20 protein-coding genes and 2 pseudogenes are annotated in these 23,090 nt (G+C 58.0%); 12 read left to right on the forward strand and 10 right to left on the reverse strand.

All coding sequences use genetic code 11. From position 1 onward, the window contains the following. Positions 1–128 precede the first annotated feature (128 nt). Positions 129–419 (forward strand): M20/M25/M40 family metallo-hydrolase, encoded by a 291-nt coding sequence (locus tag ACZYSM_RS18080; protein ID WP_489073129.1) that lies wholly within the window; start codon positions 129–131, stop codon positions 417–419. Next, on the forward strand, positions 416–1,756 hold the full coding sequence (locus ACZYSM_RS18085; protein ID WP_489073131.1) for an MFS transporter: 1,341 nt from the start codon (positions 416–418) through the stop codon (positions 1,754–1,756). The genes ACZYSM_RS18080 and ACZYSM_RS18085 overlap by 4 nt, the downstream gene beginning before the upstream one ends. A gap of 308 nt (positions 1,757–2,064) precedes the next feature. Here ACZYSM_RS18085 and ACZYSM_RS18090 read toward each other — a convergent pair whose 3' ends face one another. From ACZYSM_RS18090 to ACZYSM_RS18120, 7 genes and pseudogenes are all read right to left on the reverse strand, one after another. After that, positions 2,065–3,174, reverse strand: a complete 1,110-nt coding sequence (locus ACZYSM_RS18090) for a M14 family metallopeptidase (protein WP_489073133.1) — start codon at positions 3,172–3,174, stop codon at positions 2,065–2,067. 143 nt (positions 3,175–3,317) lie between these two features. Next, positions 3,318–4,613 (reverse strand): annotated as a pseudogene (locus ACZYSM_RS18095) (MFS transporter). 41 nt (positions 4,614–4,654) lie between these two features. Then, a complete protein-coding gene (locus ACZYSM_RS18100) occupies positions 4,655–5,845 on the reverse strand; it encodes a M20 aminoacylase family protein (RefSeq protein WP_489073135.1) in 1,191 nt (396 codons plus the stop codon). Positions 5,846–5,971: 126 nt separating this feature from the next. Next, positions 5,972–6,898, reverse strand: a complete 927-nt coding sequence (locus ACZYSM_RS18105) for a LysR family transcriptional regulator (RefSeq protein ID WP_489073137.1) — start codon at positions 6,896–6,898, stop codon at positions 5,972–5,974. A gap of 161 nt (positions 6,899–7,059) precedes the next feature. Further along, positions 7,060–8,421: a DUF1329 domain-containing protein gene (locus tag ACZYSM_RS18110; protein WP_489073139.1), complete on the reverse strand. Its 1,362-nt coding sequence runs from the start codon at positions 8,419–8,421 to the stop codon at positions 7,060–7,062. A 24-nt stretch (positions 8,422–8,445) separates the two neighbouring features. Continuing rightward, positions 8,446–10,281 carry a DUF1302 domain-containing protein gene (locus tag ACZYSM_RS18115; RefSeq protein ID WP_489073141.1) on the reverse strand — a complete coding sequence of 612 codons (1,836 nt, stop codon included), beginning with the start codon at positions 10,279–10,281 and terminating at the stop codon, positions 8,446–8,448. 424 nt (positions 10,282–10,705) lie between these two features. Continuing rightward, positions 10,706–10,897: a YegP family protein gene (locus tag ACZYSM_RS18120; protein ID WP_489073143.1), complete on the reverse strand. Its 192-nt coding sequence runs from the start codon at positions 10,895–10,897 to the stop codon at positions 10,706–10,708. 160 nt (positions 10,898–11,057) lie between these two features. Between ACZYSM_RS18120 and ACZYSM_RS18125 the strand changes: the two are divergent. The 6 genes and pseudogenes from ACZYSM_RS18125 to ACZYSM_RS18150 form a co-directional block, all read left to right on the forward strand. Further along, a pseudogene (locus tag ACZYSM_RS18125) lies at positions 11,058–11,281 on the forward strand (glycosyltransferase); the annotation flags it as partial. Between the two features lie 2 nt (positions 11,282–11,283). Beyond that, on the forward strand, positions 11,284–11,994 hold the full coding sequence (locus tag ACZYSM_RS18130; RefSeq protein ID WP_489073145.1) for a class I SAM-dependent methyltransferase: 711 nt from the start codon (positions 11,284–11,286) through the stop codon (positions 11,992–11,994). 25 nt (positions 11,995–12,019) lie between these two features. Next, positions 12,020–12,415 (forward strand): GtrA family protein, encoded by a 396-nt coding sequence (locus ACZYSM_RS18135; RefSeq protein ID WP_489073147.1) that lies wholly within the window; start codon positions 12,020–12,022, stop codon positions 12,413–12,415. A 234-nt stretch (positions 12,416–12,649) separates the two neighbouring features. Next, positions 12,650–13,588: a LysR substrate-binding domain-containing protein gene (locus ACZYSM_RS18140; protein ID WP_489073149.1), complete on the forward strand. Its 939-nt coding sequence runs from the start codon at positions 12,650–12,652 to the stop codon at positions 13,586–13,588. A gap of 97 nt (positions 13,589–13,685) precedes the next feature. Continuing rightward, positions 13,686–14,876 carry a low temperature requirement protein A gene (locus ACZYSM_RS18145; RefSeq protein WP_489073151.1) on the forward strand — a complete coding sequence of 397 codons (1,191 nt, stop codon included), beginning with the start codon at positions 13,686–13,688 and terminating at the stop codon, positions 14,874–14,876. 71 nt (positions 14,877–14,947) lie between these two features. Continuing rightward, positions 14,948–15,313, forward strand: a complete 366-nt coding sequence (locus tag ACZYSM_RS18150) for a 5-carboxymethyl-2-hydroxymuconate Delta-isomerase (protein WP_489073153.1) — start codon at positions 14,948–14,950, stop codon at positions 15,311–15,313. A 17-nt stretch (positions 15,314–15,330) separates the two neighbouring features. Here the strand turns inward: ACZYSM_RS18150 and ACZYSM_RS18155 are convergent, their stop codons facing one another. The 3 genes from ACZYSM_RS18155 to ACZYSM_RS18165 all read right to left on the reverse strand — a co-directional run bounded on the left by ACZYSM_RS18155 (position 15,331) and on the right by ACZYSM_RS18165 (position 17,693). Continuing rightward, positions 15,331–16,266: a LysR family transcriptional regulator gene (locus ACZYSM_RS18155; protein ID WP_489073155.1), complete on the reverse strand. Its 936-nt coding sequence runs from the start codon at positions 16,264–16,266 to the stop codon at positions 15,331–15,333. Between the two features lie 261 nt (positions 16,267–16,527). Next, a complete protein-coding gene (gene cynS, locus ACZYSM_RS18160) occupies positions 16,528–16,998 on the reverse strand; it encodes a cyanase (protein ID WP_489073157.1) in 471 nt (156 codons plus the stop codon). Positions 16,999–17,033: 35 nt separating this feature from the next. Beyond that, the gene (locus tag ACZYSM_RS18165; protein WP_489073159.1) at positions 17,034–17,693 is read right to left on the reverse strand and encodes a carbonic anhydrase; all 660 of its coding nucleotides are present in this window, start codon (positions 17,691–17,693) and stop codon (positions 17,034–17,036) included. 109 nt (positions 17,694–17,802) lie between these two features. Here ACZYSM_RS18165 and cynR point away from each other — a divergent pair, with 109 nt between their 5' ends. The 4 genes from cynR (at position 17,803) to ACZYSM_RS18185 (ending at position 23,031) form a co-directional block, all read left to right on the forward strand. Then, positions 17,803–18,684, forward strand: coding sequence for a transcriptional regulator CynR (cynR, locus tag ACZYSM_RS18170; RefSeq protein ID WP_489073161.1), 882 nt, complete (start codon positions 17,803–17,805; stop codon positions 18,682–18,684). A 374-nt stretch (positions 18,685–19,058) separates the two neighbouring features. Beyond that, entirely contained in the window at positions 19,059–20,441 is a 1,383-nt protein-coding gene (locus tag ACZYSM_RS18175) for a glutamine synthetase family protein (protein WP_489073162.1), read from the forward strand. A 169-nt stretch (positions 20,442–20,610) separates the two neighbouring features. After that, complete coding sequence (locus tag ACZYSM_RS18180) at positions 20,611–22,260, forward strand: phosphoethanolamine transferase (RefSeq protein ID WP_489073163.1); 1,650 nt, start codon at positions 20,611–20,613, stop codon at positions 22,258–22,260. Between the two features lie 84 nt (positions 22,261–22,344). Beyond that, entirely contained in the window at positions 22,345–23,031 is a 687-nt protein-coding gene (locus ACZYSM_RS18185; RefSeq protein ID WP_489073164.1) for a class I SAM-dependent methyltransferase, read from the forward strand. Positions 23,032–23,090 lie beyond the last annotated feature (59 nt).

Genomic DNA, 23,090 nt, shown 5'->3' on the forward strand with positions numbered 1-23,090 from the left:
GACTCAGTTCAATTTGTTCGTCTTCACTGAGCACGATGTCCTGAGAGTTCATGTGATCACTCCAAGTACTGACTGACCACAGAAGCATAGCTCAGGCTAGAAACTTATTTAAGAGACAGGACACTAGCGTGCTGGTGAATACCGAGAAAGAAACAGCGATTGCGCGTGCAGTCATCCTCGCCCAAGTGGGCGAGAAAAACATCTTCACACCGCCTAGGAACATGCAAAACATGGGAGGGGAGGACTTTTCCTGGATGCTGGAAAAAGTACCGGGTTGTTACGTGGCTCTCGGTAATGGTGTGGGCGAATTTGGCGGTTGCATGAACCACAACCCGGGTTATGACTTTAACGATGAAGCCTTGCCAGTTGGAGCTAGTTACTGGGCCAACTTGGTAGAGCACTACTTGAAAAAAGATTGATCTATATTCAAACAATTGCTGAGTGCGCGAGCAAAATGAACGACATAACGATAATAAATGCAGCGTCTACCCCGGCGACAACTCCTACCGTCAGAGTCGGGAAGCAGCGGCGACTGATCATCGCCACCTCACTAGGTAACGGGCTAGAGTTATTCGATTTTACCATTTACAGTTTTTTCGCATTGCTGATCGGCAAGCTGTTTTTTCCGGCGGAAGGCGAATACACATCCCTGATGATGTCGTTAGCTACCTTTGGTGTGGGCTTTATCACCCGTCCTATCGGTGCAATATTGATTGGCAACTATGCGGATCGGCATGGACGCAAGGCTGCACTGACCTTGACCATCATATTGATGACTTTGGGTACCGCGTTGATCGGCCTAGCCCCAACCTATGCGCAGATCGGCATTGCGGCCCCCTTGTTAATTCTTGCCGGGCGGATGGTTCAAGGTTTTTCAGCAGGAGGCGAAGTTGGTGCCGCTACTACGCTGCTGATGGAATCCGGCAGCAATCATGGGCGTGGTTATCGGGTCAGCTTTCAGTTGGCCAGCCAAGGCGTTGCCGCCTTGGCTGGTGCGCTCTTTGCCACTCTCCTGTCCACTAAACTATCGCCTGCTTCGTTGGAAAGCTGGGGTTGGCGTGTGCCGTTTTTACTTGGTTTGTCAATCGGCCCAGTTGGCCTGTTTATTCGTCGCCATTTAGAAGAGACCCATACCCAAGAAGAGCGTCAGCATAGTGCCTTCCGAGATCTGATCTTAGGGCACTGGAAGCGTGTGCTGCTGGGTATCGGCATGATGATCGGCGGTACTTCAACCATGTACATTATGGTGTTCTACATGCCGTCCTACATGATCAAGACCTTGGGCCTGTCAGCACAGACATCATTCCTTTCGTCTTGTTTGTCGGGTGCAATCATGCTCGTATTCGCGCCGCTCGGCGGCATCCTTGCCGACCGCATGCGCTTGCGTAAACCGCTAATAATGTTCCTGTCGATCCTGCTTTTAGTGATCATCTATCCAGCATTTCTGTTATTTCAGGAACACCCATCGTTGCCGGTCATTTTAGTTGTCGTTGGGGTGGTGGTGATGCTCAAGTCGTTGATTGCTCCCGCCGGTACGTTGCTCCTGCTCGAGGGCTTCCCTCGTGCTATCAGGGTTAGTGGTCTGGCTATTGTGTACAGTCTGGGTGTGACGATTTTTGGTGGCTTTGCTCAACTCACCGTCACTTGGCTAATCAGTGTCACGGGAAATCCAATGGCCCCCGCTTGGTATCTGTCTAGTTGTCTTGTCATCAGTATTATTGCTCTACACGCCTTCCCTGAGCAGCCTCAGGACTAAAAGCTGTAAGAGCGTCGCTAAGTGATGCAGAGTGTATAAAAGGGCTTCAGCGAACCCAGCTGTGATTTCTGAGGATTTCATCGCTGGGTTCGCTTATTGCTGCCCGAAAGTCGCGACGATTGCGTCACTGATACAAGTCCGGTGGGTGCGCGTAGTCTCAATGGCCACTGGCATCGTTGAGTCCAGTATCTGCCGTCATTTGGCTGGCCTGATTGAGATCGCCCTGTAGGTATGCCCCGTATTGGCGCATTACAGTGACCAGTTCATCACGACCGCATTCCTACGACAACCCACCTGAAGAACACCTTTCAACCTGGAACTGGCTCCTTCAGTTCTCGCTTGCCAAGCATCCCCTCAACCGTTTGCCAACAGACTTCGCGGGCCTGTTCCAGCACACTGCGTTTCCATTCCGGGGTTTGTACGTAAAAGGCTTCGCGTATCTGCTGTTTGATCTGCGCGTGAAGTTCCTGGCCGGTTTGGGGGTTGCGCTGTAACCACTGTTCGGCGCGCAGTGCATTGAGTACTTGGGCGCCAGGTTGGGTGCCGTACTCCAAGGTCAGGCCGTTGTATTGTGCCTGCGGACATTCCTCCATCACGGCCATGTCCAAGGTGCCGTTGAGCTGGGCCGAGGTGGAGCTGCCATCGAAATTGTTGGTAACCTTGGCCCCCCACCAGGCGCGCGCGCGTGCGTGATCCTGAGCATTGTCGCGGCCTTTGTAGATCCGCTCGCCGACACCCTGGGGACCAAGCCCGGTGTGGACGTCGATCCATCCGATGCGTTGGCACTGTTGCCCATGCTGGCGCAGGATGGCGCGTATCTGCCGATTGCTCCAGGTCGGCTCGGTGCCGCTGAAGAACAGCCCGTCCGGGTGGCTGTGCTGGCCGCTGGAGATGGCCGACTGCAGCGCCTTACGCCCTTTGCGGGCGACGAACAGCATCAGTTGTATCGTACTGGCGAGGCTGGCCGGCCAGCGCGCGGGCACCAGTAGCTCAGCGATGGCTCGGTACCCCGGGTTGTCCGGCAGCGGCTGGTCGAAGTCCAGGAAGTTGCGGTTCAGGTCGACGTTTTCGTGGGTCACCCTGCGTAGCCAGGAAAACCCGTACGGGTTCAGGGCGTGCACATACAGCACGGCCAGGTCTGGCTGATCGATCATTGCGGCCCAGGTGTCATCGTTCAATAGATCGACCTGGACGGCCGAGCCGCAGAACCCTTCGATACCATGACAACCACTGCTGATTACCATCAGGTTGCGCGCGTTAGCCGGGCCAGCTCTACAGACGTCGATGGCCAAGGTTTCCTGATCACAGCCCTTGAGGGGATGTGTATAGGATTCCACCGCCAGGTTGCGGCGGGCGCAGCTGTCGAGGAATTGTTGGCGAGCCTGTGCGTAGCTTTCGGAAAAGACTGAAAGGTTCATGGAGTGTTCCTGATAAGTAATGGGCTGCCGCCGTTCGACGGTAAAACCTGGGCGCAGGGAAACCATGCGCAGGCCGCAGCCAGCGCGCTGTGGGGGTAGGTGGAACGGGTGGGTTCTGGGTGGATCTACCAGGTACTGCGCGGTTACAGTGCTCTGATCGGCTCCTCAAGGTTGGTCGACGAACGTGCTAGCAGGCGCCGGCGGGTGGCCGCCGGGGTGATGGCGTAGAGCCCGAGTACCGCGCAGATCACTGTCGCTAGTCCAATGCCATGCACTGCCGTTTCGAAGCCTCTGGTGATGTCGTTGTTGAACAGCGTAATAAGCTTGCCGACCATCCATGGCGCAAGCATGCCCGAGAAGGTCATGCTGCCAACGTGAATGGCCAGCATTGCCCCGCGTTGGCGGGCCGGAGAAATGTGCGATGTGATGGTCATGCCGAAGGCGAACACGGCGTTGAGCAGTACCCCGCCAATCACATAGAGCGTCAATTTAGCAGGCAAGCCAGTGAACAGCGTGCCCATGGCGCAGAGCGCCAGGCCGCCGACGACGCAGCAGGCCATGGGCGGCAGCACCAGGCTGCGCTGCAGACTGACGCCGCGCTTGAGCAAGCGCTGCGACAGCGCGGACACCAGCAGGTTGAGCACGATGATGCTGAAGGTAGCGGTAAACATCAGGTAGCCGGTCTGCATAGGGCTTAGTCCCAGGCCCTTTTGCAGGTACACCGTCAACCAGCTGAAGGACAGGGCGTTGGGCAGGTAGGCAAGGAAGCACATCAGTGAGATCCACAAGAAGGTGCGGTTGAGCAGCAAGTGACGGTACTTGAGCGGCGCCTCGGCCGGTGCCTGCGTGGCTTTTTGCTCGTCGCAGTGGTTACCCTCGGCGCCGAATAGCAGCCAGGCCAGTACCCAGGCCAGGCTCAGCGCCGCTAGAGCCAGGTAGGCCGATCGCCAGCCGAAGTGGTTGATGACGAACGGCAGGGTGATCGCGCCGAACAGGCCGCCAAGCATGATTGATACCTGAATCAACGACGCTGGTAAAACCTGCTCCTATGGCCCGTACCATTTGAAACTGGCATGTTGGGTCACCGCCGTTCCTGGCCCGCAACCGGCACCCAGCAGCAGGCGGCTGGCGGTCAGCGCCGCGAGGCTGGTGGCGAAGGTCACCAGTAGTTGCGCGCTGGTCCAGACCAGCGCCATCACCGTCAGAATCCAGCGGGTGGGGAAACGGTTGGCGAGAAAGCCTACGAGAATTCCGGAGATCGAATACAGGAAGAAGAACGCACTGCCGACGAAACCGAACTGTTCCGGGCTGAGCTGCAACTCATCAATGATCTGGACGCCAGCGAAGGCGAAGATGGTCTTGTCGAGCACGCTGATGACCATCACGGCCATCAGCAGGGCGACGACCAGGCTCCGGGATCTTGCGGCTGATATTGACATGGGGGCTCTTGTTCCTTCTGGAAAATTCACAGCGGCCGTGTTCAGGCTACCAGCAGGTAGGTTTCCACTAGCCGCGCCCAAAGGCTGGCTCCGTAGGGGATGGCAGCGTCGTTGAAGTCGTAGCCAGGGTTATGCACCATGCAGCCATGGGGGCCGCTGGTGCCGTTGCCCATGGCGATGTAACAGCCGGGTTTGTGCTCGAGCATCGAGGCAAAGTCTTCGCTGCCAAGGTAACCGCTAGGCACTTCGGTAAGCAGGCTCTGGGGCCCCAGCAGGTCGCGGGTGACTTGTTGCAGCAGCGCCGTTTCGGCGGGCGTATTGATCAGCACGCCAATGCGCTCTTCATAGGCGTAGTCCAGATCCAGATCGTAGGTGGCGGCCACACCATGGGCGACTTCGCCAATGCGTTTTTTCAACAGGGCGCGGATGGCTGGATCGGTGGCACGCACACTGAGTTTCATCGTGGCGTGATCGGGAATCACATTGACTGCCTCGCCCGCATGCAACGAACCGACAGTGATCACCCCGATCTCGCCCGGGGGCACATTGCGCGCCACGATCGATTGCAGGGCCAGCACCACTTCCGCCGCCGCGACCACTGGATCCTTGGCCTTGTGCGGCATGGCGCCGTGACCGCCGACACCGTTGAGACGGATGGTGGCTATATCGGAAGACGCGCTCATGGCGCCGACCCGGGTGACGAACAGGCCCACTGGCAGAGTCGGCATGTTGTGCAGCGCGTACACAGCATCGCAGGGGAAACGCTCGAACAGTCCGTCGGCGATCATCCGCTTGGCGCCTCCGAGGGTTTCCTCGGCGGGCTGGAAGATCAAATTGACGGTACCGTCAAACTGTCGGGTCTGCGCCAGATAGCGAGCCGTGCACAGCAGAATCGCGGTGTGGCCGTCGTGCCCGCAGGCATGCATGGTGCCTTTATGCAGGCTTTGCCACGGCACGCCACTTTCTTCGAGGATCGGCAGGGCATCCATGTCTGCGCGGATGCCGATGCAGCGCGCGCCATGACCATTGCGCAGCACGCCGACCACGCCGGTCCCCCCCACGCCGGTGTGTACGTCGTAGCCCCACTCGCGCAGTAGTTCGGCCACCCGTTCGCTGGTCTGGTGTTCTTCAAAGCCCAGCTCGGGGTGCTGATGGATCTGCCGGCGGATCTGCGCGAACTCTTCTTGCCAGGCCAGGATTTGTGGTACCAGAGGCGATGCGTGCTGACTCATGGGGGTGTCTTGTCCAATCCAGTGACGAGGGCCCGCAGCATGCCCCAGGCCTGTGCAACTGAATAATCACCTCTGCGCATGCTTATCAGGGCTGGTTATCAAGAAGGGAAACGGCGGTGGCGCGACTCAAGCAATGGCGCGTGATTCGCTTGCCTTGGCGGTCTGGGGACGGGTGTACACATAGATCAACTCGTCGGCCAGGGCTTTGGCCTCGCGAGTCATCAGCTCCTGATCGCGGCACACCAGGGAGATGTTCATGGGCGGCACCGGCTCGACGATGTCCAGCACATCCATGCCCTCCGTCAGCTTCTGGGCGTGCTCCAGAATGCGCAGCGACCAATAGCTGACCGCGTCGCTTGTAGCGGCGAGTTCGGCGAACAGCACCACCGACGCGCATTCGATGACGCTCTCCGGCCAGGCGATGCCGTTCTCTTCGAACATCCCCCCAACCCTGGATTGCTCCAGCGAGTCCTGCAGCAGCCAATCCTGTTCGCGCAGCTGGGTCAGGGAGGTGGCATGACGCAGCGGGTGCCCCTTGCGCACTGCCAGTACGGTCGGTTGCGCGTACAGCTCGACCCAGTGGAAACCATCGGTGTTGCGCGCCTTGGGCAGGGATGTCAAGGCCATGTCGAGCAGGCCTTCACGCAACCCCTCCATCAACTTGGACGGGCGCAGTTCGTGGATCTGGATTTTCACCTTGGGGTAACGCTTACGGTAACGGTTTAGGCTGTTGACGAACTGCGCGCCTGGGGTGACCGGTGACACACCGATCGACAACTGGCCGTCCATCACGCCCTTGAGCGTGTCGATTTCGTCGCTGGCCCGGCGCACTTCTTCAAGGATCAACCGGGCGCGCCTGACCAGCCGCTCGCCATACTCGGTGGCAGTGATGCCGCGGTTGGAACGGATCAGCAAAGGCACGCCGAGCTCGGCTTCCAGCTCTTTGATACCCTTGGATAGCGCCGGCTGGGAGATGTGCAATATGCGCGAGGCTTCCTGGATGCTGCCACTTTCGCAGATGGAGACAAGGGCGCGCAGCTGATGAAGCTTCATAGGATTTCCATTGGACTTCGAACGTGAGTGTTTGAATTTAATGCAAAATTTGATCCGTTTGGCAGCGAACGTGCATCTATATCACTAGTTTTGGCGTTTTTGTGCGCAAAAAAAGGCGGCCCATGGGCCACCGAATTTAGGATTGCTGGAGCAAAAAAAACTCAGCGAATACCCGTCACGCGCAGTGCAGAAGGGGTGAATTCCTTGCGGCTGACCGGTACGTTGAATTCATAGCTGTTTTTTTCTTCGTTGCGCAGCGAGTTCACTGCATAGCGCCCGGAAAGGATGTCGTAGTGGGTTTCGGCGGCGAAGGACGGCACCTTCACGTCATAGAAAAAACTGGCGTGGCCTTCGGACACCCGCCACAGCGCACCGCGACCATCGTAGGCGTCGGCCTCGGCTCCTTGCCAGCTGTCCTCGTCGATGTAGATGTCGCGACGCGAATAGATATGGCGTTCACCGGGCTTGAGGGAGGCCTGCAAATGCCAGACCCGGTGCAGTTCGTAGCGGGTGTCGTCCTGGTTGATGTGGCCGGGCTGAATGATGTCGGTGTATTTGAGTTTCGGCGATTCCAGACGGTAGCTGTTGTAGGGAATGTACAGCTCCTGCTTGCCGACCAGTTTCCAGTTAAATCGATCCGGCGCGCCGTTGAACATATCGAAGTCGTCGAGGGTACGCATGCCTTCGGCCGCGGGGCTGTCGTAGGCAATCTGCGGTGCACGGCGAACGCGGCGCTGGCCGGCGCTGTACTGCCAGGCCATGCGCGGCTCCTTGACCTGGTTAATGGTGTCATGCACCAGCAACACGCTACCGGCCATGCGCGCCGGGGAGAGGAACTCTTCGCGGTAGAAGCTGAGAATGTTGGCCATCTCCTCAGGCTGGTAATCACTCAATCCGGTGGGGAAGGCCAGTTCCTGCTTGACCACGTTGGGCGTGAAGTTTCCGTTAGTTTGCGGCGAAGCCTGTACAACGACGCGTTTGAAGCTTTCGCCGCGGTAGCGGCCGATCAGGTTCCAGATGACTTCCAGGCCGTCCTTGGGAATAGGGAAGGGCACGGCGCCGGGGAGGTAGTGCTCCAGGCCATTGCCGCCCTCGATCAAGGTGGTCTCGGTGGCGTTAAGTTTGGTCGCCGCCAGGCTTTTTTCCGGCAGGTTGACGCTTCGATGTGTTGTGTAGACTGGGATACGGTAGGTGTCCGGGTAGCGGCTGAACATCGCCAGCTGGCCGGGCGTCAGGTTGCTTTTGTACTGTTCGGCGGTCTTGGCGGTGATAATGAAAAGCGGTTTTTCACTGGCGAACGGGTCGGGGAGGAAACCGTCGGCGTCCATCTTGCCAGTGGTGGTCGGCAACCCGCCGGTCCAGGCCGGAATGCTGCCATTGGCATTACCGGCTTTTTCAGCGCCGACGGGGGTCAAGTCGGCGCCCAGGCGGGCCGCTTGGTCGGCCGGGACGGCGGCCATTACCTGGCCGGCGATCAGGCTGAGGGTGAAGCAGCCAATCTGCATCAGTTGCTGGTGTGTCATGGTAAACCTCATGGGCAGCGGGCCTTAGAAACTCACGCCGAAACTGATGGCGAGGAAGTCACGATCGGTGTTGGTGTTGAAATCGCCGCCGAAGAAATCGGTGTAGCTCAGGCTGGCGGTGTATTTGGACAGGTAGTCGGCGTCCACGCCGATGCTCACGGCCTTGTTGCCTTCGGTGAAGGTCGGCCCGTTGCCGTTGACGTCATGGGCGAACGACATGTTGGGCTTGAGGTTGACCCCGGCGAACGCATTGTTGAACTCCAGCACGGCACGCAGGCGGTAGCCCCAGGAGTACGGCGTGTAGAAGCCCTTGTCGGTGCACTGGCTGGGGTTGGCCGAGTTCAGTGCCCTGCAGATCTGATTACCGGACAGACCACCGAGCAGGGCTGCAGTACCGGCATCGGCCAGTTCACCGTTGCCGTAGACGCCGCTGCGGCCAAAGCGCAGGTCCGAGCCGTCGGTATTGCCCAGGTCGCTGATATGCGCTGCCCCGGCTTCACCGACCAGACTCAGGCGATCGCCGCCCAGCACCTGATCGAAGGTGCGCACCGCGGTGATCTGGGCTTGGGTGTAGGGCATGCGCTTGTAGCCTGTGATCACCGAACCGTAGGCGGAGCTGGCCCAGTTGGTGGTAAAGATCGGCAGCCCGGCATTGACCCTCGGATTGGTCGCAGCAGCGCCCAGGGTGGCGGCGGCGGACACGTCAGTGCCGTTGAGCGACAGCGGCATGTTCGGCCGGTAGCTGATCTCGCCGGACACCGCAGTGGTGCCGATGTTGGTGGCAAAGCTAATGCCGTACAGGTGGATGTCTTCCGGATACTCAAGGTAGTAGCGCGCGGTGCTGACCCCCCCTTGGCCGATGAGCCCACCGACCGGATCCTTTAGTGCGCCCTTACCGGTCACCCAGGAGACTTCCGGGGCACGGCTGTGGTAATTCAACGCGTAGAACCCAAACTCGGTTTCGTTCAGCTCCGGTACTGTCCAGCGCAGGGCCACGCCGAACTGGCCGTTGTCTCGGGCATCTTTGTCATTTAGGCGCGGGACATAGCCGTAGCTCGGGGCATTGCGATCAAAGTCGCTGCCGTTGACCGTCATGCCCTTGTCGCAGCCGTGGGGCGCGATATCGCCTCCGAAGAATGTGCCGCAATTGTCCAGTACGGTCTTTTGCCACGTCAGTTGGTAGAAGGCTTCGACCGAGAGGTTGTCGCTCACGCCCTGGGAGACGTAGAGCATGTTGACCGGGATAAGGCCTTCCTTGATCTCAGACCCTGGACGGCGCAGGGCGGCAACGTCGGCCGGATTGATGCTGTTGATCGAGTTGCCAATGAAGGTGCTCTCGCCCCAGCTGACCACCTGTTTGCCGGCACGCACGCTACCGGGAAGATCGGCAATGCTGTAGTTGTGGTACACGAAGGCATCGAGAAACTGCGCGCCCGAAGATTTGGCGGCGGGATCGCGGCGGTTGTCGTCGATGTCGTACAGGTGATGATGCTCATCTTTGAGTTCGTAGTCATACCAGTACTTGCCACGGACAAATACCCCGGTATCACCGTATTTCAGTTGTAGGTCGTGAACGCCCTTGAAAATCTTCGAGAACGCCTCGCCCTTGTGAAAGTTCAGTCGCCCATCGTCGGACGTGCGCGACGAAGCGGTACCACCGTTGGCCACCCCGATGAAGGCGCGATCAGGATTACTCATTCCCCAGCTGGTGCCAATGGACAGCGACGAATCGAAACTCCCCTCGATTTCCCCGATGTTGAAGTTTGCGGCATGTGCCGGTAGCGCGCTCGCCAGTGCGACTGCTACTGCGACTGCCAGGGTCTGGGGATACATAGTCCCCGTATTTTTTGTTCTTTCCATGGTGCTCTCCGCCAGTAACTGCATGTCAAAGGCACGTGGGTCGAATGCCCGCTGGCCAGTGTCAGTTGTGATCTGTGTTGCAGATCGTGGTGCATGGTAGGGAGCCGTCGGCGTTCTGCCTTCTAGGAATTTCTTATGCCTATAGCTAAACGCGAAGTGAGGGGCGGGGTGCGCCCAATCTTGGGTCAACACCAGGACGAAGGCCTATTGCTGAGGCACTGATTGAACGGGTTATTACCAGCGCGGTGCGCCGGAGCTGAGGCCCGACTCGCACTACAACAAGGGCGTTAACCTGCGGAACAGAAATCCATGTGGAACAGGGTAAGCCCGTAGCGCCGCCGTTTTCGGCAGGTGAGCTGTAAAGCAAGCTGTTGGCGCTACGGGTAGATGATTTTCCAGGTATTCCGGTTTGCGGTGATGCGTCTTATATTTCTTTCACCGGGGTTTCGTCCTGCGTGCCTATGATCAATCCAATCGCGTGCAAGCAATCAGCCTTGTTGACGTAGGATTCGCCGCTGGCGATTGTCTCGTGATTTCCCGCCCTCAACCGCCAGCGCCATTGTCCTTTTCCGGTGCTTGGGGTGCCTTGGGATTGCCTGTAAATCTCAAAATACATACTGCTCGCTCCATGCGATTGATCTAATTGCGACAGCCTATGTGACGCATCGAAGCAAGCATAGCGGAGGTGGTTTTTTTGGCTGTCAGGTTTTTGTTTCTAATAGTTGGAAAGTCTTTTCGGCAGTGCAACTGACGCTGATGTGCCGGTACGTTGGATGGCCAAAACCGCCGCAGTTTCTTTTTCGTTCGCCACTTTCATTGTGTTGCGGACGTTGTTTACCGGGATCAATGTACCGGGCTACGCTATCGTTGATAGTTGCCGTCACTTTTCTGAGTGGCCTGCAATTGATCGGTATCGGGGTGCTGGGTGAGTACCTGGGCAATCGAATCAAAACGCCGCCCGGTTTTCCTGGTGCGTCGCGTCTACAACGCCAAGGACTGACCATGGATCTCAAGGAAACCGACATCCTCGGTTCAAGCATCGAGCAGCATTGGTATTACTGTTCAAAAGCGGCGGCGATGATCCGACTGCTCCAGGGCGCAGAGGACCGCAAGATCCTTGATGTAGGCGCTGGTTCGGGGTTCTTTTCCCATTATCTGCTGAGCCATACACCTGCCAGTGAGGCCTGGTGCGTGGACATCAGCTATGAGGCGGACTCGGACGCCACAATCACCGGGAAACCGGTGCACTACCGTCGTTCAATCGACTCGGTCGATGCCGATCTGGTGCTCCTGATGGACGTCCTGGAGCATGTCGATGACGACGTTGGATTGCTCAAGGCTTACGTCGATAAAGTCCCGTCCGGCAGCCGTTTCCTGATGACGGTTCCGGCATTCCAGTTCCTCTGGAGCGGGCATGATGACTTTCTCGAACACAAACGGCGTTACACCCTGCCGCAACTGGAAACGGTGGCCAGGGACGCAGGTTTGACGGTCAAGCACGGGGCTTACTACTTCGGTCTGGTCTTCCCCATTGCGGCAACTCTGCGGCTGCTGCCAAAAGGTGCACAACCGTCGCCACCGCGCTCGCAACTCAAGCGGCATCATCCGCTGGTCAATACGTTGTTGAAGACGTTGTGCAGTGTCGAGCTTCCCTTCATGGGCGCGAACCGTCTGGGTGGTCTGACGGCGTTCTGTCTGGCGCAGAAACCGTGACGCCATGCTGCTTGAGTGACAAGCAATGAGCCGCGAGACAGGCGCCGACAAGTCTGCCTTGATCAAGCGTGCCCTGCGTTTTGCTGTGACCGGATTGTTCGTCACGGCCCTTCATGCACTCATTGCCGTGCTGTTCATCAACTATGTGTTGCCCCTGCCGCCCTTGGCCAACGGCGTGGCGTTCGCCGTTGCGACCGTGGTTTCCTACGTGGTGAACACCACCTGGAGTTTTTCCAGCCGATTGCATGGCCGGATGCTGGTGCGTTTCATGATGGTCTCGGGGGCAGGTTTTTTACTGGCGATGCTGGTGGCCTGGGCCGCCCAAATGGCCGGGCTTCATTATCTGCTAGGGATCGGGGCGGTAGCGCTGACCATCCCTGCCTTCACCTTTGTACTGCATAATTATTGGACTTATCGATGAAGCTTTCCGGAAAAAATCTGGCGATCACCCTGCTGCCTGTTCTTATGGGGGGGCTGGCGTTTTGAATCACCTGGGCTAGTTTTTTTCAGGCATTCATCCTGGTCATTTCCGCTGCGTCTCAAGTTCGCCGGGATCCGGAGGGAGACGGTCAGGGAGATCTTCTGCGCCGACGGGTAGACGCCGGCCCTCAGGCCTTTTTACACTGCCCGCAGTCTTGGAGACTGGGGGCAGTAGATGAATCGCAATGAGCTGCGCAAGGCCGACATCAATCTGATGGTCGTGTTCGAAACACTGATGCTGGAGCGCAATGTGACGCGGGTGGCAGAGAAGCTGTTTCTCGGGCAACCCACCATCAGTTCGGCGCTCAATCGCTTGCGCACGATGTTCAACGACCCGCTGTTCATTCGGGTTGGTCATCGCATGGAGCCGACGGCGAGGGCAGAGGAGATCATTCGACACCTATCGCCGGCGCTGGATTCGTTGTCGGTCGCTCTGAGTCTGACCCACGATTTTGACCCCGCCAGCAGCACCATGACCTTTCGAATTGGTTTGTCCGATGATGTTGAATTCGGTTTGCTGCCACCGTTATTGCGTGCGTTGCGCCAGGAGGCGCCGCGGGTGGTGTTCGTTGTCCAGCACGTTGATTACTGGCGTATCCCGGACTTGCTGGCGTCCGGCGATATCACCGTCGGGATCAGTCAGACCCGCGGCCTGCCGGCCAATGCCAAGCGCAAATTGCTCAGGCATATCCAACCCAGCGTGTTGCGCGCGGACGCCTCTGAAACGCCTCTGACCCTGGACGAGTATTGCTCGCGGCCGCATGTGCTGGTTTCTCACACGGCCAATGTCAGCGGATTTGCTGATGAGTGGCTGAGCGAAATTGGCCGCAAGCGCCACGTGGTGCTGTCCGTACCGCAATACAGCTCGTTGCCGGCATTGCTGGCTGGCACTGACATGATCGCCAGTCTGCCGGATTACACGGCCACCGCTATGGCGGCTTCAGGCCAACTGTTCAAAGAGCCGTTCCCGTTCAAGACACCGACGCTGGATTTATCCATGGTCTGGCTGAGCCACGTTGATACCGACCCGGCCGAGCGCTGGCTGCGTTCGCGCCTGGAAGCGTTTATGAGTGAGAACGGGTTGTCCGATGTAGAGAGCCTCAAGTCGCTCTGAAACCAACGCAATGTGCCGCGGGTCTGCTTGATATCTCGACGTTGCGCTACTTTGCTGTGTAGCGTTACTTCCCAGGATTGGTCCGGAGATTCACCCCATGAGCAGTTCCCGTTCTCTGTTGCGTGGGCGTGGCAGCCACGACAGTGGCAAGGTCGGCATGGTCGAGTTGTTTTTCGATCTGGTGTTTGTGTTCGCCGTCACCCAACTCTCGCACTCCTTGCTGGCCCACCTCTCCATCGGTGGTGCGGTGCAGGTCGCGTTGATGATGGTGGCGGTCTGGTGGGTGTGGATATTCACCTCCTGGGTCACCAACTGGCTCGATCCGGAACGGATCCCCGTCCGCATTGGCTTGTTCGGGCTGATGGTCGCCGGGTTGTTGCTGTCGTCTTCGATTCCCAAGGCCTTCACCGATCGCGGTCTGCTGTTCGCCGGCGCCTATGTGTTCATGCAGGTCGGGCGCACGTTGTTTGCGATCTGGGCGGTGCGTGGCGCGCCGTTGAACATGACCCGCAACTTCCAGCGCATTCTGGCCTGGATGGTACTTTCCGGAATTTTCTGGATCAGCGGCGGGCTGCTCGAAGGCGATCAGCGTCTGGCCTGCTGGACGCTGGCGCTGTTGATCGAACTGATCTCACCGTCGTTGTATTTCTGGGTGCCGGGGCTCGGCCGCTCGACGCTGACCGACTGGAACGTAGAAGGCAATCACATGGCCGAGCGCTGTGGATTGTTCGTGATCATCGCCTTGGGTGAATCGCTGCTGGTCACCGGCGCGACCTTCTCCGAACAGGCCTGGAGCCCGCTGGGGTTGATGGCATTTTTGGTGGCGGTGCTTGGCAGCGTGGCGATGTGGTGGGTGTATTTCGACAGCGGCGCCGAGCGGGCTCACCATCGCATTGCCCACTCCACAGATCCCGGTCGCCAGGCGCGGATTGCCTATACCTATCTGCATGCGTTGATCGTGGCCGGGATTATCGTCAGTGCGGTGGCCGATGAACTGGTGTTGGTGCACCCGGACCATGCCTCCGACGCCGGCATCATCGCAATCATCGCCGGACCTTGGCTGTTTTTGCTCGGCACTGCGCTGTTCAAGTGGGTGATGGCCGATCGCATTCTGCCGCCGCTGTCGCACCTGGTCGGTTTGGCCTTGTTGCTCGCATTGCTGCCCGTGGCGCTGAATCATCTTTTTTCGGCGTTGGTCCTGGGCGCGCTGACCACGGCGGTGGTGATCATGGTTGCTGCTTGGGAAAACCTTGCGCTGCGCGATGCAGTGGATGCCCCGGAGCATTAACACGCGGTCAGGGGCAGGACAGGTCTGTGGTATATGTACGACCTTTCGTTTACCCGTTCAGGAGCACAGACATGCCTCACCTGCATATGGAATACACCCCCAACCTGCCAGCGCTCGATGCCGACAAGGCGTTGTTGCGACTCAACCATGCGTTGGTGGCTTCCGGGCAGTTTGCAGCGGAGTTCGATATCAAGAGCCGGGCAGTGCAGGTGGGCACATTTCGGGTGGGTACCGGAATGGGCGAGCGTGCTTTTGTGCATGTGAAGTTGGCGCTGTTGAGCGGGCGTTCGGCCGAGATCAAGAAGCAGTTGTCGCAAAGCCTGTTGGCAGTGCTGCAGGACTTGTGTGAATGGCCGGCCGATGTAGACGTGCAGTTGTGCGCGGAGATTCTGGATATCGATCGTGAGTCCTACACCAAGACGGCTATCGGCCACTGACAGGCCAGGTCTTCGGTTCAGATCAAGCCCTGTTCCGCGCAGACCTTGAGCACTTGCTCACGAAGCCAGGTATTGGCGCAGTCCTGATCGCTGGCTTCACTCCAGCGCATGTCGAGGGTGAATCCCGGCACGCCGTTCGGTGCTTCGCAGTGGCTGAAGACCGCATCATTGGCCAACAATGTTTGAATGCGCCGTGGCAGCGTCAGGATGAAGTCGGTGCCGGTGATCATCTTGAGTGCCGCACTGTAGCTATTGGCTCGCGCAACAATCTGCCGTTTGTGCGCCTGGTGGGCCAGCCAGCCATCCACCATGTTGGTGTCGGACGTCCAGGGCGTGGGGAAAACGTGACCACGCTCGACAAACGTTTGCAGGCTGAAGCGCGGCTCCAGCGGGGTCGCGCGTTTATCGAGGACGCACACCAAGTCGTCTTCAACCAGGATCCGGGATTTGAAGGTGTTGTGGTCGCGGTGAAAGTCGGGGCCGAAGCAAATCACCAGGTCGAGACTGCCGTCGTGCAGTTTATCGGTGGGAATATCGGCTTCGAGCTTTTGCAGATTGACGATCACTGGCAGGTCGGCGAAATCGAAGTTTCTCAATAATCGCGGCAATATCAGCAGCTCGAAGTATTCCGGCGCGCAAAGGTTGAATGTCACGGCATTCTGGGTCGGATCGAAGGTTTGAGCACCGGAATGGCACAGGTTGATGCTTTCAAGAATCTTCAGCGCATGCCCGTACATCGTGGTGGCTTTGTAGGTCGCACGCATACCCGTTCGGGTATTGATGAACAACTCATCCTCGAAGCTGGTGCGCAGCTTTTTCAGGCAATAGCTGACAGTGGACTGGCTGACATGGAGGGTTTCGGACACGCCGGTGACGCTGCTTTGTTCATAAACAGCGATAAACACCATGAGGTCCTGCATGTCGAGCTTTCTAAGCAAGTTGCTGTTCAGCATCCGTTCCGTCTCAAGCTCCTTGCGCCGGTTGAGCGCAACACATAAGTAAAAGGGTAACGGAACGATAGTCCCAAGAGAATGGCTTCTGGGAGGTTTCATGGTCAGTTGTGGGACACAGCGTGTAGGTAAGGCGACCTACGGATTCCATCGCCAGCACAAGGCCTTCAACAACGCTCTGCTGTTATTGATAAATCAGGTGAGGCTGGTGGTGGCGAACATGCTGAGTGCCAGGAAGGTTCAAAGAACCTTCCTGGCGGCTTATCAGAACGGTTTGGTCGGCAAGTACTTGCCATCCAGGGTGATCACCGCGCGGGAGCCGCCGTCTGGGTCTTCGACTTTCTTGATGTCCAGTTTGAAGTTGATGGCGCTGATGATGCCGTCGCCAAATTGCTCGTGGACCAGGGCTTTAAGGGTCGAACCGTAGACTTGCAGCATTTCATAGAAGCGGTAAACGGTCGGGTCGCTCGGGATGCCGCCTGGAATGCTGCCGCGCAATGGCACGCTTTGCAGCAGGCGGCTGGCATCCTGGTCCAGGTCGAGTTTGTCGCAGACCACATCGGCCGCGTCGGCTGGCAGGGGGTGCTGACCGAGCAGGGCGGCGGTGACGAAAGCCAGACTCAAGCCGGTGCCGTCAGTCAGGTCCTGCCATGACAGGTTCTTGCGTGCCTTGGTGTCGATGATGATGTCAGCCAGAGCCAGGCGCGGAGCTTGAGAGAATTGGGATTGCAGCATGATGATTTCCTCTTTAGTTTCGTAAGAAATGTCGGTTAGGCGGCGTGTTGCAATTGGCTGGACAGCGCGCAGGTTTTCGGGTGTTCGGCGAGCGAAACGAAGCGTTGGGACGCGCCGTCCAGGGCGGCGATGCAGCCGCTTTCAATGTCGTAGACCCAGCCGTGCAGGTTCAGTAGACCTTGCTCCAGGGCCAGGGCGACCGAGGGGTGGGTCTTGAGGTTGGCCAGTTGGGCAATGACGTTTTCCCGTACCAGCGAATCCAGGCGGTCTTCAGCTGATGCGTGAGTACGAGAGGCGTTGATCACCTTGGCCGACTCGGCGTGACGCAGCCAATTGGCGACGGCGGGTAAGTGGTCGAGGCATTTGCAGGTGGAGATAGCGGTCATTGCGCCGCAGTCAGAATGGCCGCAGATCACGATGTCGCTGACGCCGAGTACGGCGACTGCATATTCAACCGTGGCCGAGACACCGCCCGGCTCAGGTCCGTAGGACGGGACGATGTTGCCAGCATTGCGAATCACGAACATGTCACCGGGTTCTTGTTGGGTCAGCAACTCCGGAACTACCCGACTGTCTGAGCAGGTGACGAACAACGTGCCGGGGCTTTGCGTGGTGGCGAGTTGTTTGAACAGTTCGCTGCGCTCCGGAAAGGCGTCACGCTGGAACTTGAGGAAGCCGTCGATGATGTCTTGCATGGTGGTTCTCCTTGCGTTGCTGATGGGGGCAAGGATGAAAGTTTTCAGCTATAGCGTCCAAGATCGGCTTATTATCGTTTCCATAAGTCAGGCCTATAGTTGAACGCTCATGCTCTTACGCCATATTCGCTACCTGCTCGCGGTCGCCGAGCATCGCAACTTCACTCGAGCTGCTGAAGCTCTGCATGTGTCCCAGCCGACGCTGTCGCAGCAGATCAAGCAACTGGAGGACTCCCTTGGTGCGCCGTTATTCGACCGCTCGGGGCGTAGCGTTCGCCTGACCGACGCCGGTGAGGCGTATGTGCGTTATGCGCGACAGGCCCTGCAGGATCTGCAGGCGGCCAAGCGGGCGATGCATGACGTGCAGGATCTGAGTCGAGGTTCGTTGCGCCTGGCGATGACCCCGACCTTCACCACTTATCTGATCGGCCCGTTGCTTACCCGCTTCAACAGCCTCTACCCGGCGATCGACCTGAGCGTCGAGGAAATGACTCAGGACCGTATAGAGGCGGCGCTGGCTGAAGACCTGTTGGATATCGGTATCGGTTTCAGCGGTGAACATTTGGCCGATATCGAATGTCAGTCGCTGTTCGCCGAAACCTTGAGCCTGGTGGTGAGTGATGCGCATCCGGGTTTCGCCGGGCAACAGTCGCTGAGTGCTCACGCTCTGGGTGAGCAGACGTTGGTCTTGCTCAGCGGCGACTTCGCCACTCGGCAGCACATTGACCGTTACTGCCTTGAGCAAAACATCGCGCCACGCATCGCGATTGAAGCCAACTCCATCAGCGCGATTATTGAGATTGTGCGCCGCAGCCAACTGGCGACCATCCTTCCGCAAGCTATTGCCCGCGAGCAGACGGGATTGCAGTCGCTGGAACTTGACCCCGCGTTGCTACAACGCACCGTGGCGCTGCTCAGCCGCAAGGGCGCTTACCGAAGTTCGGCGTGTGGGGCGTTTGTCGAGTTAGTCGAACAGCGCGGAAATGTTTAGTCAATCTGCAACCAAACTTCATCAAGTCTGGATTTAACGGCTTATCCGCCCGTGTGACGCTGCTTGGCATCTGTTTACTGCGGTTTTTTGTATGGACGCATGGCTAGTCGGAATCAAACATGAGGCTTCGCCTGGCGCTTGCGCGTCAAGCCTTCAGCCCCGTCGCCGATTCACGCCCGCCACCGCGCCGAGCTTATCTGCACTCCCTTCTGAACTGGCCTTCTGGGCGCTGTGGCACTGTCGTCATGCGCGCCCACCGGATATCCGCATTTCCCGTTAAGTCTTTATACGGATCGCACGTCGCCCTATACGGTGGACTGGATCGAACCGGCGGCGCCTGCGCGTTTGCCTGACGCGGAAATACGAGAGTTCCCATGAGTTTTGCCACGACCGCCTTTGCCTCCAAACAAGAAGCCCTGACCTTTCTTGAGCACAACCCGGATATCGAGATGTTCGAGTTGTTCATTCTCGACAACAACGGTGTGCCGAGGGGTAAGCTGCTGCATCGCGATGAACTGCTGGCGGTGTATGACAGCGGACGGCCGCTGCCGAGCACCATCCTCGGTTTGACCATTAATGGCGACGATGTAGAAAACTCCGGGCTGGTCTGGGAGGTCGGTGATATCGACTGCCGGGCGTATCCGCTCAGCGGCAGTTTGCAGCGCATGCCATGGCGGCAGATTCCTACGGCAGCAGTGCAAGTCAGCATGCACCCGCAAGAGGGGATGCCGGCGACGGTGGCGGATCCACGGCACTTGCTGGCCAAGGTGATCGATGCGCTCAAAGCCGATGGCTACTATCCGGTGATGGCTGCGGAGCTGGAGTTTTATCTGCTTGATCGCCAACGCGACAGCAACGGCCGGCCACAACCTGCACGGGATGTCGATGGCGGTCGACCGCTGGCGACACAGGTCTATGGCCTACGTGAGTTGGAGCAGATCGAACCGTTTCTCGCGGATCTCTATAACGCCTGCAAACTCCAGGGCATTCCGGCGCGCACGGCAATTTCCGAGTACGCGCCGGGGCAGGTGGAGATCACCCTTGAACATCGCAGCGACGCCTTGCAGGCGATGGATGAGGCAGTGCGTTACAAGCGCCTGGTCAAGGGTGTGGCGCACAAGCACGCAATGACCGCCTGTTTCATGGCCAAGCCGTTCGACGACCTGGCCGGCACCGGCATGCACATGCACGTCAGTCTGGCGGACAAGGACGGCAATAACCTATTCGCCAGCGAAGCACCCGACGGCACGCCGCTGCTCAGGCAGGCGGTCGGCGGCATGCTCAGTACCTTGCTTGATTCGTTGCTGATGTTTTGCCCGAATGCCAATTCCTATCGACGTTTCCAGACCAACAGCTACGCGCCGTTGGCCGCTACCTGGGGTGTGGACAACCGCACTGTCAGCCTGCGAGTGCCCGGCGGTCCGGCGTTTTCCCGGCATATTGAACACCGTATCTGTGGTGCAGATGCCAACCCGTATCTGGCGGCGGCAGCGATTCTGGCGGGTATTCATCGGGGTATTCGTGAACAGCGTGACCCTGGTGCGCCGGTTGAAGGCAATGGTTACGCTCAGGCCAAAGAGCTGCTGCCTACGGACTGGTTGACCACCTTGCGCGCACTGGAAGGCTCGTCCTGGGCGCGGGACGCATTCGGTGCCGAGTTTCTTGGGGTTTATCTGGCGGTGAAGCGTGCCGAGTACCGTCAGTTCATGGGGGAAGTGGGTGAGCAGGACTGGCGCTGGTATTTGCACCAGGCCTAAAGCGTCCGGGTTCTGGCAGAGATTTTGGCAATTTGCCAGTGATCAACTATTTGTTGGCTTCTTTTCACGAAAAATTGATGGTCGGATGCTTAAAGTTTGTGCTGTCGTGGGCGTGTAATATTTGCATGATTCCTCGATGGCACTTCTTTTAAGGATTAAGCAGACCGTGATGTTGAATGTTAAAGCCGTGCGCCCTGAGTGGGTGACGTTGATTGCCAGTACTTTTTTATTATTGGGCTTCAATTTTGTTCTCTGGCAACACCTGTTTGACATTATCCCATCCGACGGGCAAGGCATCGCCATGTGTGTGGCGTTTGGTGTAATGATTTTGTGTGTGTTCAATATCATATTGACCCTACTGGCCTTTCGTTATGTCCTCAAGCCAGTGCTGATACTGATGTTTTTAGTCAGTGCGAGCGTGGCTTATTTCATGGCGCAGTACGGTGTTTTGATCGACGCCGGAATGTTGCGCAACTTCGCAGAAACCAACGCGACTGAAGTGCGCGACTTGCTGTCACTGAAGTGGTTTGCCTATGTTGTTTTTTTGGGGGTGCTGCCGTCATTGCTGTTATGGAAAACCCCTATTAACTATCGTCGTTGGCATCGTGAGTTATTAAGTAAAGCTCTGGTGGGTATTGTCTCGGCTGGCGTGATAGGCGTTGTGGCGCTGCTCAACTACCAAGGGTTGTCTTCATTGTTCCGCAATCATCACGAATTGCGTTTGATGGTGGTTCCGAGTAATTACATCGGTGCTGCTGTCGGTTATCTGAGCGAGCAGGTGGTGTCTGCCCGGCAACCGTTCATCAAGATCGGTGAAGATGCGCAGAAGAGTCCGAGCTGGCAAACCCATACCCGCAAATCGTTGACGGTTCTTGTGGTGGGCGAGAGTGCCCGTGCGGAGAACTTCGGCATTCTGGGTTATGACCGCGATACAACGCCGAAACTGGATAAAGAGGCCGGCCTGATCGCCTTTACCGATGTGCATTCCTGCGGTACGGAAACCGCGGTGTCCGTGCCGTGTATGTTCTCCAACATGGGCCGCAAGGATTACGACGCCAGTAAGGCGAAGAATGAAGAAGGCCTGTTGGATGTGCTCAAGCGCGCCGGGCTGGAAGTGATCTGGCGGGATAACCAGTCAGGCTGCAAAGGCACCTGCGATCGGGTCACGGTCGACGATGTGAGCAACCTCAAGGATCCAGTGTTGTGTGCCAATAGCGAGTGCCGCGATGAAATCCTGCTGCAAGGCTTGCAGCACTTCATCGACAACCTCGATAAAGACACCGTGCTGGTGCTGCACCAGATGGGCAGCCACGGGCCTGAGTACTTCAAGCGTTATCCCAAAGAGTACGAGCGCTTTACCCCCGTCTGTGAAAGCAATGCGCTGAACGATTGCAGTCGCGACAGTATCGTCAATGGTTACGACAACACCCTGGTGTACACCGATCACGTGTTGTCGATGTTGATCGACTTGCTGCGCAGTAATCAGGACAAGGTTGACACCGCGATGCTCTATCTGTCGGATCACGGCGAGTCGCTCGGTGAATACAACCTGTTCCTGCATGGCACGCCTTACCTGCTGGCGCCGGAGCAACAGAAGCATGTGGCGATGCTGGCCTGGTTTTCGGACAGTTATCAGAAGGCGTTCTCGGTGGACTCCCGTTGTCTGCAGCTGAGTCGCGAAAAACCACTGAGCCAGGACAATCTGTTCCATTCGATGCTCGGCCTGTTGGAAGTCAATAGCAGTGTCTACAACGCCAACCTGGATATGTTCGCCGGTTGTCGGGGCAATGTGATAGACGGAGTTGTGGCCACTCAGTGAGATCCTCACGACCGTTCAACTTTTTTTTCACGCGCCAGCCTTTAATCTGTCGCCAGTAGATTCCTTCACAAGAGTTCGCGAGTCATGTCATCGCAGCCCCCATCCTCCATCGAGCTTGAGTTCGCCAAGCGTTACGACCAGGAGCACGCTCGAGTTTGCCTGGAGACACGGCCGACCGGGTTGGCCCGGCGACTCTCGCTTTGGCGAGGTGAGCAGTTGGTGCGGCGCGCCCTCAAAGCGGCGGGCGAGCCCGGGCTGGTTCTCGATGTGGCTTGCGGTGTCGGGCGTTTCTGGTCGGTGCTGGCCGGGCATGCCAATCGGGTAATCCTGGCGACGGACAACTCTCAGGACATGCTCAACCATGCCCAGACCCATCACTCGCCTGGCCTGCTCAAACGGGTAAAAACCTTTCAGGGCTCGGCGTTCACCATTGGACTGCCGGCCAATGCGGTGGACTGCATTTTCTGCATGCAGTTGTTTCGGCACATTGTCAGCAGTGAGCACCGAATGCTCCTGCTGCGTGAATTTCACCGTGTCAGTCGTGACGCCGTGATCGTTTCGGTGGACGTCGACAGCGGCTTGAAAATTCGCCGGGGCCAGGGGCAAGGCGCTGACGAGGAGTCGTCGACGGGCGTTGCGAAGCACCCGCTGGCCAGTAAAGCTCAGGTGGAGAGCGAGTTCAGACAGGCGGGTTTCGAGATTCTCAGTTATCAAAATTTCCTACCCGGCTTTGCCCTGTCGCGGGTTTACGTACTGCGCAAAGGCAGCTAGTCCTGATCTCTCGACTATTCTGATCGTCCGACAGGTGTTTTCCCTCATGCTCTTATGCA

The sequence above is a fragment of the Pseudomonas sp. F220 genome (genome assembly GCF_057813935.1).

Coding starts and splice junctions, on each gene's coding strand:
- ACZYSM_RS18140 (WP_489073149.1), top strand. CDS start 12,650: ATGAATCGCAATGAGCTGCGCAAGGCCGACATCAATCTGATGGTCGTG.
- ACZYSM_RS18105 (WP_489073137.1), bottom strand. CDS start 6,898: ATGAAGCTTCATCAGCTGCGCGCCCTTGTCTCCATCTGCGAAAGTGGC.
- ACZYSM_RS18155 (WP_489073155.1), bottom strand. CDS start 16,266: ATGCTGAACAGCAACTTGCTTAGAAAGCTCGACATGCAGGACCTCATG.
- ACZYSM_RS18100 (WP_489073135.1), bottom strand. CDS start 5,845: ATGAGTCAGCACGCATCGCCTCTGGTACCACAAATCCTGGCCTGGCAA.
- cynS (WP_489073157.1), bottom strand. CDS start 16,998: ATGCTGCAATCCCAATTCTCTCAAGCTCCGCGCCTGGCTCTGGCTGAC.
- ACZYSM_RS18135 (WP_489073147.1), top strand. CDS start 12,020: ATGAGCCGCGAGACAGGCGCCGACAAGTCTGCCTTGATCAAGCGTGCC.
- ACZYSM_RS18180 (WP_489073163.1), top strand. CDS start 20,611: ATGTTGAATGTTAAAGCCGTGCGCCCTGAGTGGGTGACGTTGATTGCC.
- ACZYSM_RS18150 (WP_489073153.1), top strand. CDS start 14,948: ATGCCTCACCTGCATATGGAATACACCCCCAACCTGCCAGCGCTCGAT.
- cynR (WP_489073161.1), top strand. CDS start 17,803: ATGCTCTTACGCCATATTCGCTACCTGCTCGCGGTCGCCGAGCATCGC.
- ACZYSM_RS18090 (WP_489073133.1), bottom strand. CDS start 3,174: ATGAACCTTTCAGTCTTTTCCGAAAGCTACGCACAGGCTCGCCAACAA.
- ACZYSM_RS18175 (WP_489073162.1), top strand. CDS start 19,059: ATGAGTTTTGCCACGACCGCCTTTGCCTCCAAACAAGAAGCCCTGACC.
- ACZYSM_RS18130 (WP_489073145.1), top strand. CDS start 11,284: ATGGATCTCAAGGAAACCGACATCCTCGGTTCAAGCATCGAGCAGCAT.
- ACZYSM_RS18165 (WP_489073159.1), bottom strand. CDS start 17,693: ATGCAAGACATCATCGACGGCTTCCTCAAGTTCCAGCGTGACGCCTTT.
- ACZYSM_RS18145 (WP_489073151.1), top strand. CDS start 13,686: ATGAGCAGTTCCCGTTCTCTGTTGCGTGGGCGTGGCAGCCACGACAGT.
- ACZYSM_RS18110 (WP_489073139.1), bottom strand. CDS start 8,421: ATGACACACCAGCAACTGATGCAGATTGGCTGCTTCACCCTCAGCCTG.
- ACZYSM_RS18185 (WP_489073164.1), top strand. CDS start 22,345: ATGTCATCGCAGCCCCCATCCTCCATCGAGCTTGAGTTCGCCAAGCGT.
- ACZYSM_RS18115 (WP_489073141.1), bottom strand. CDS start 10,281: ATGGAAAGAACAAAAAATACGGGGACTATGTATCCCCAGACCCTGGCA.
- ACZYSM_RS18120 (WP_489073143.1), bottom strand. CDS start 10,897: ATGTATTTTGAGATTTACAGGCAATCCCAAGGCACCCCAAGCACCGGA.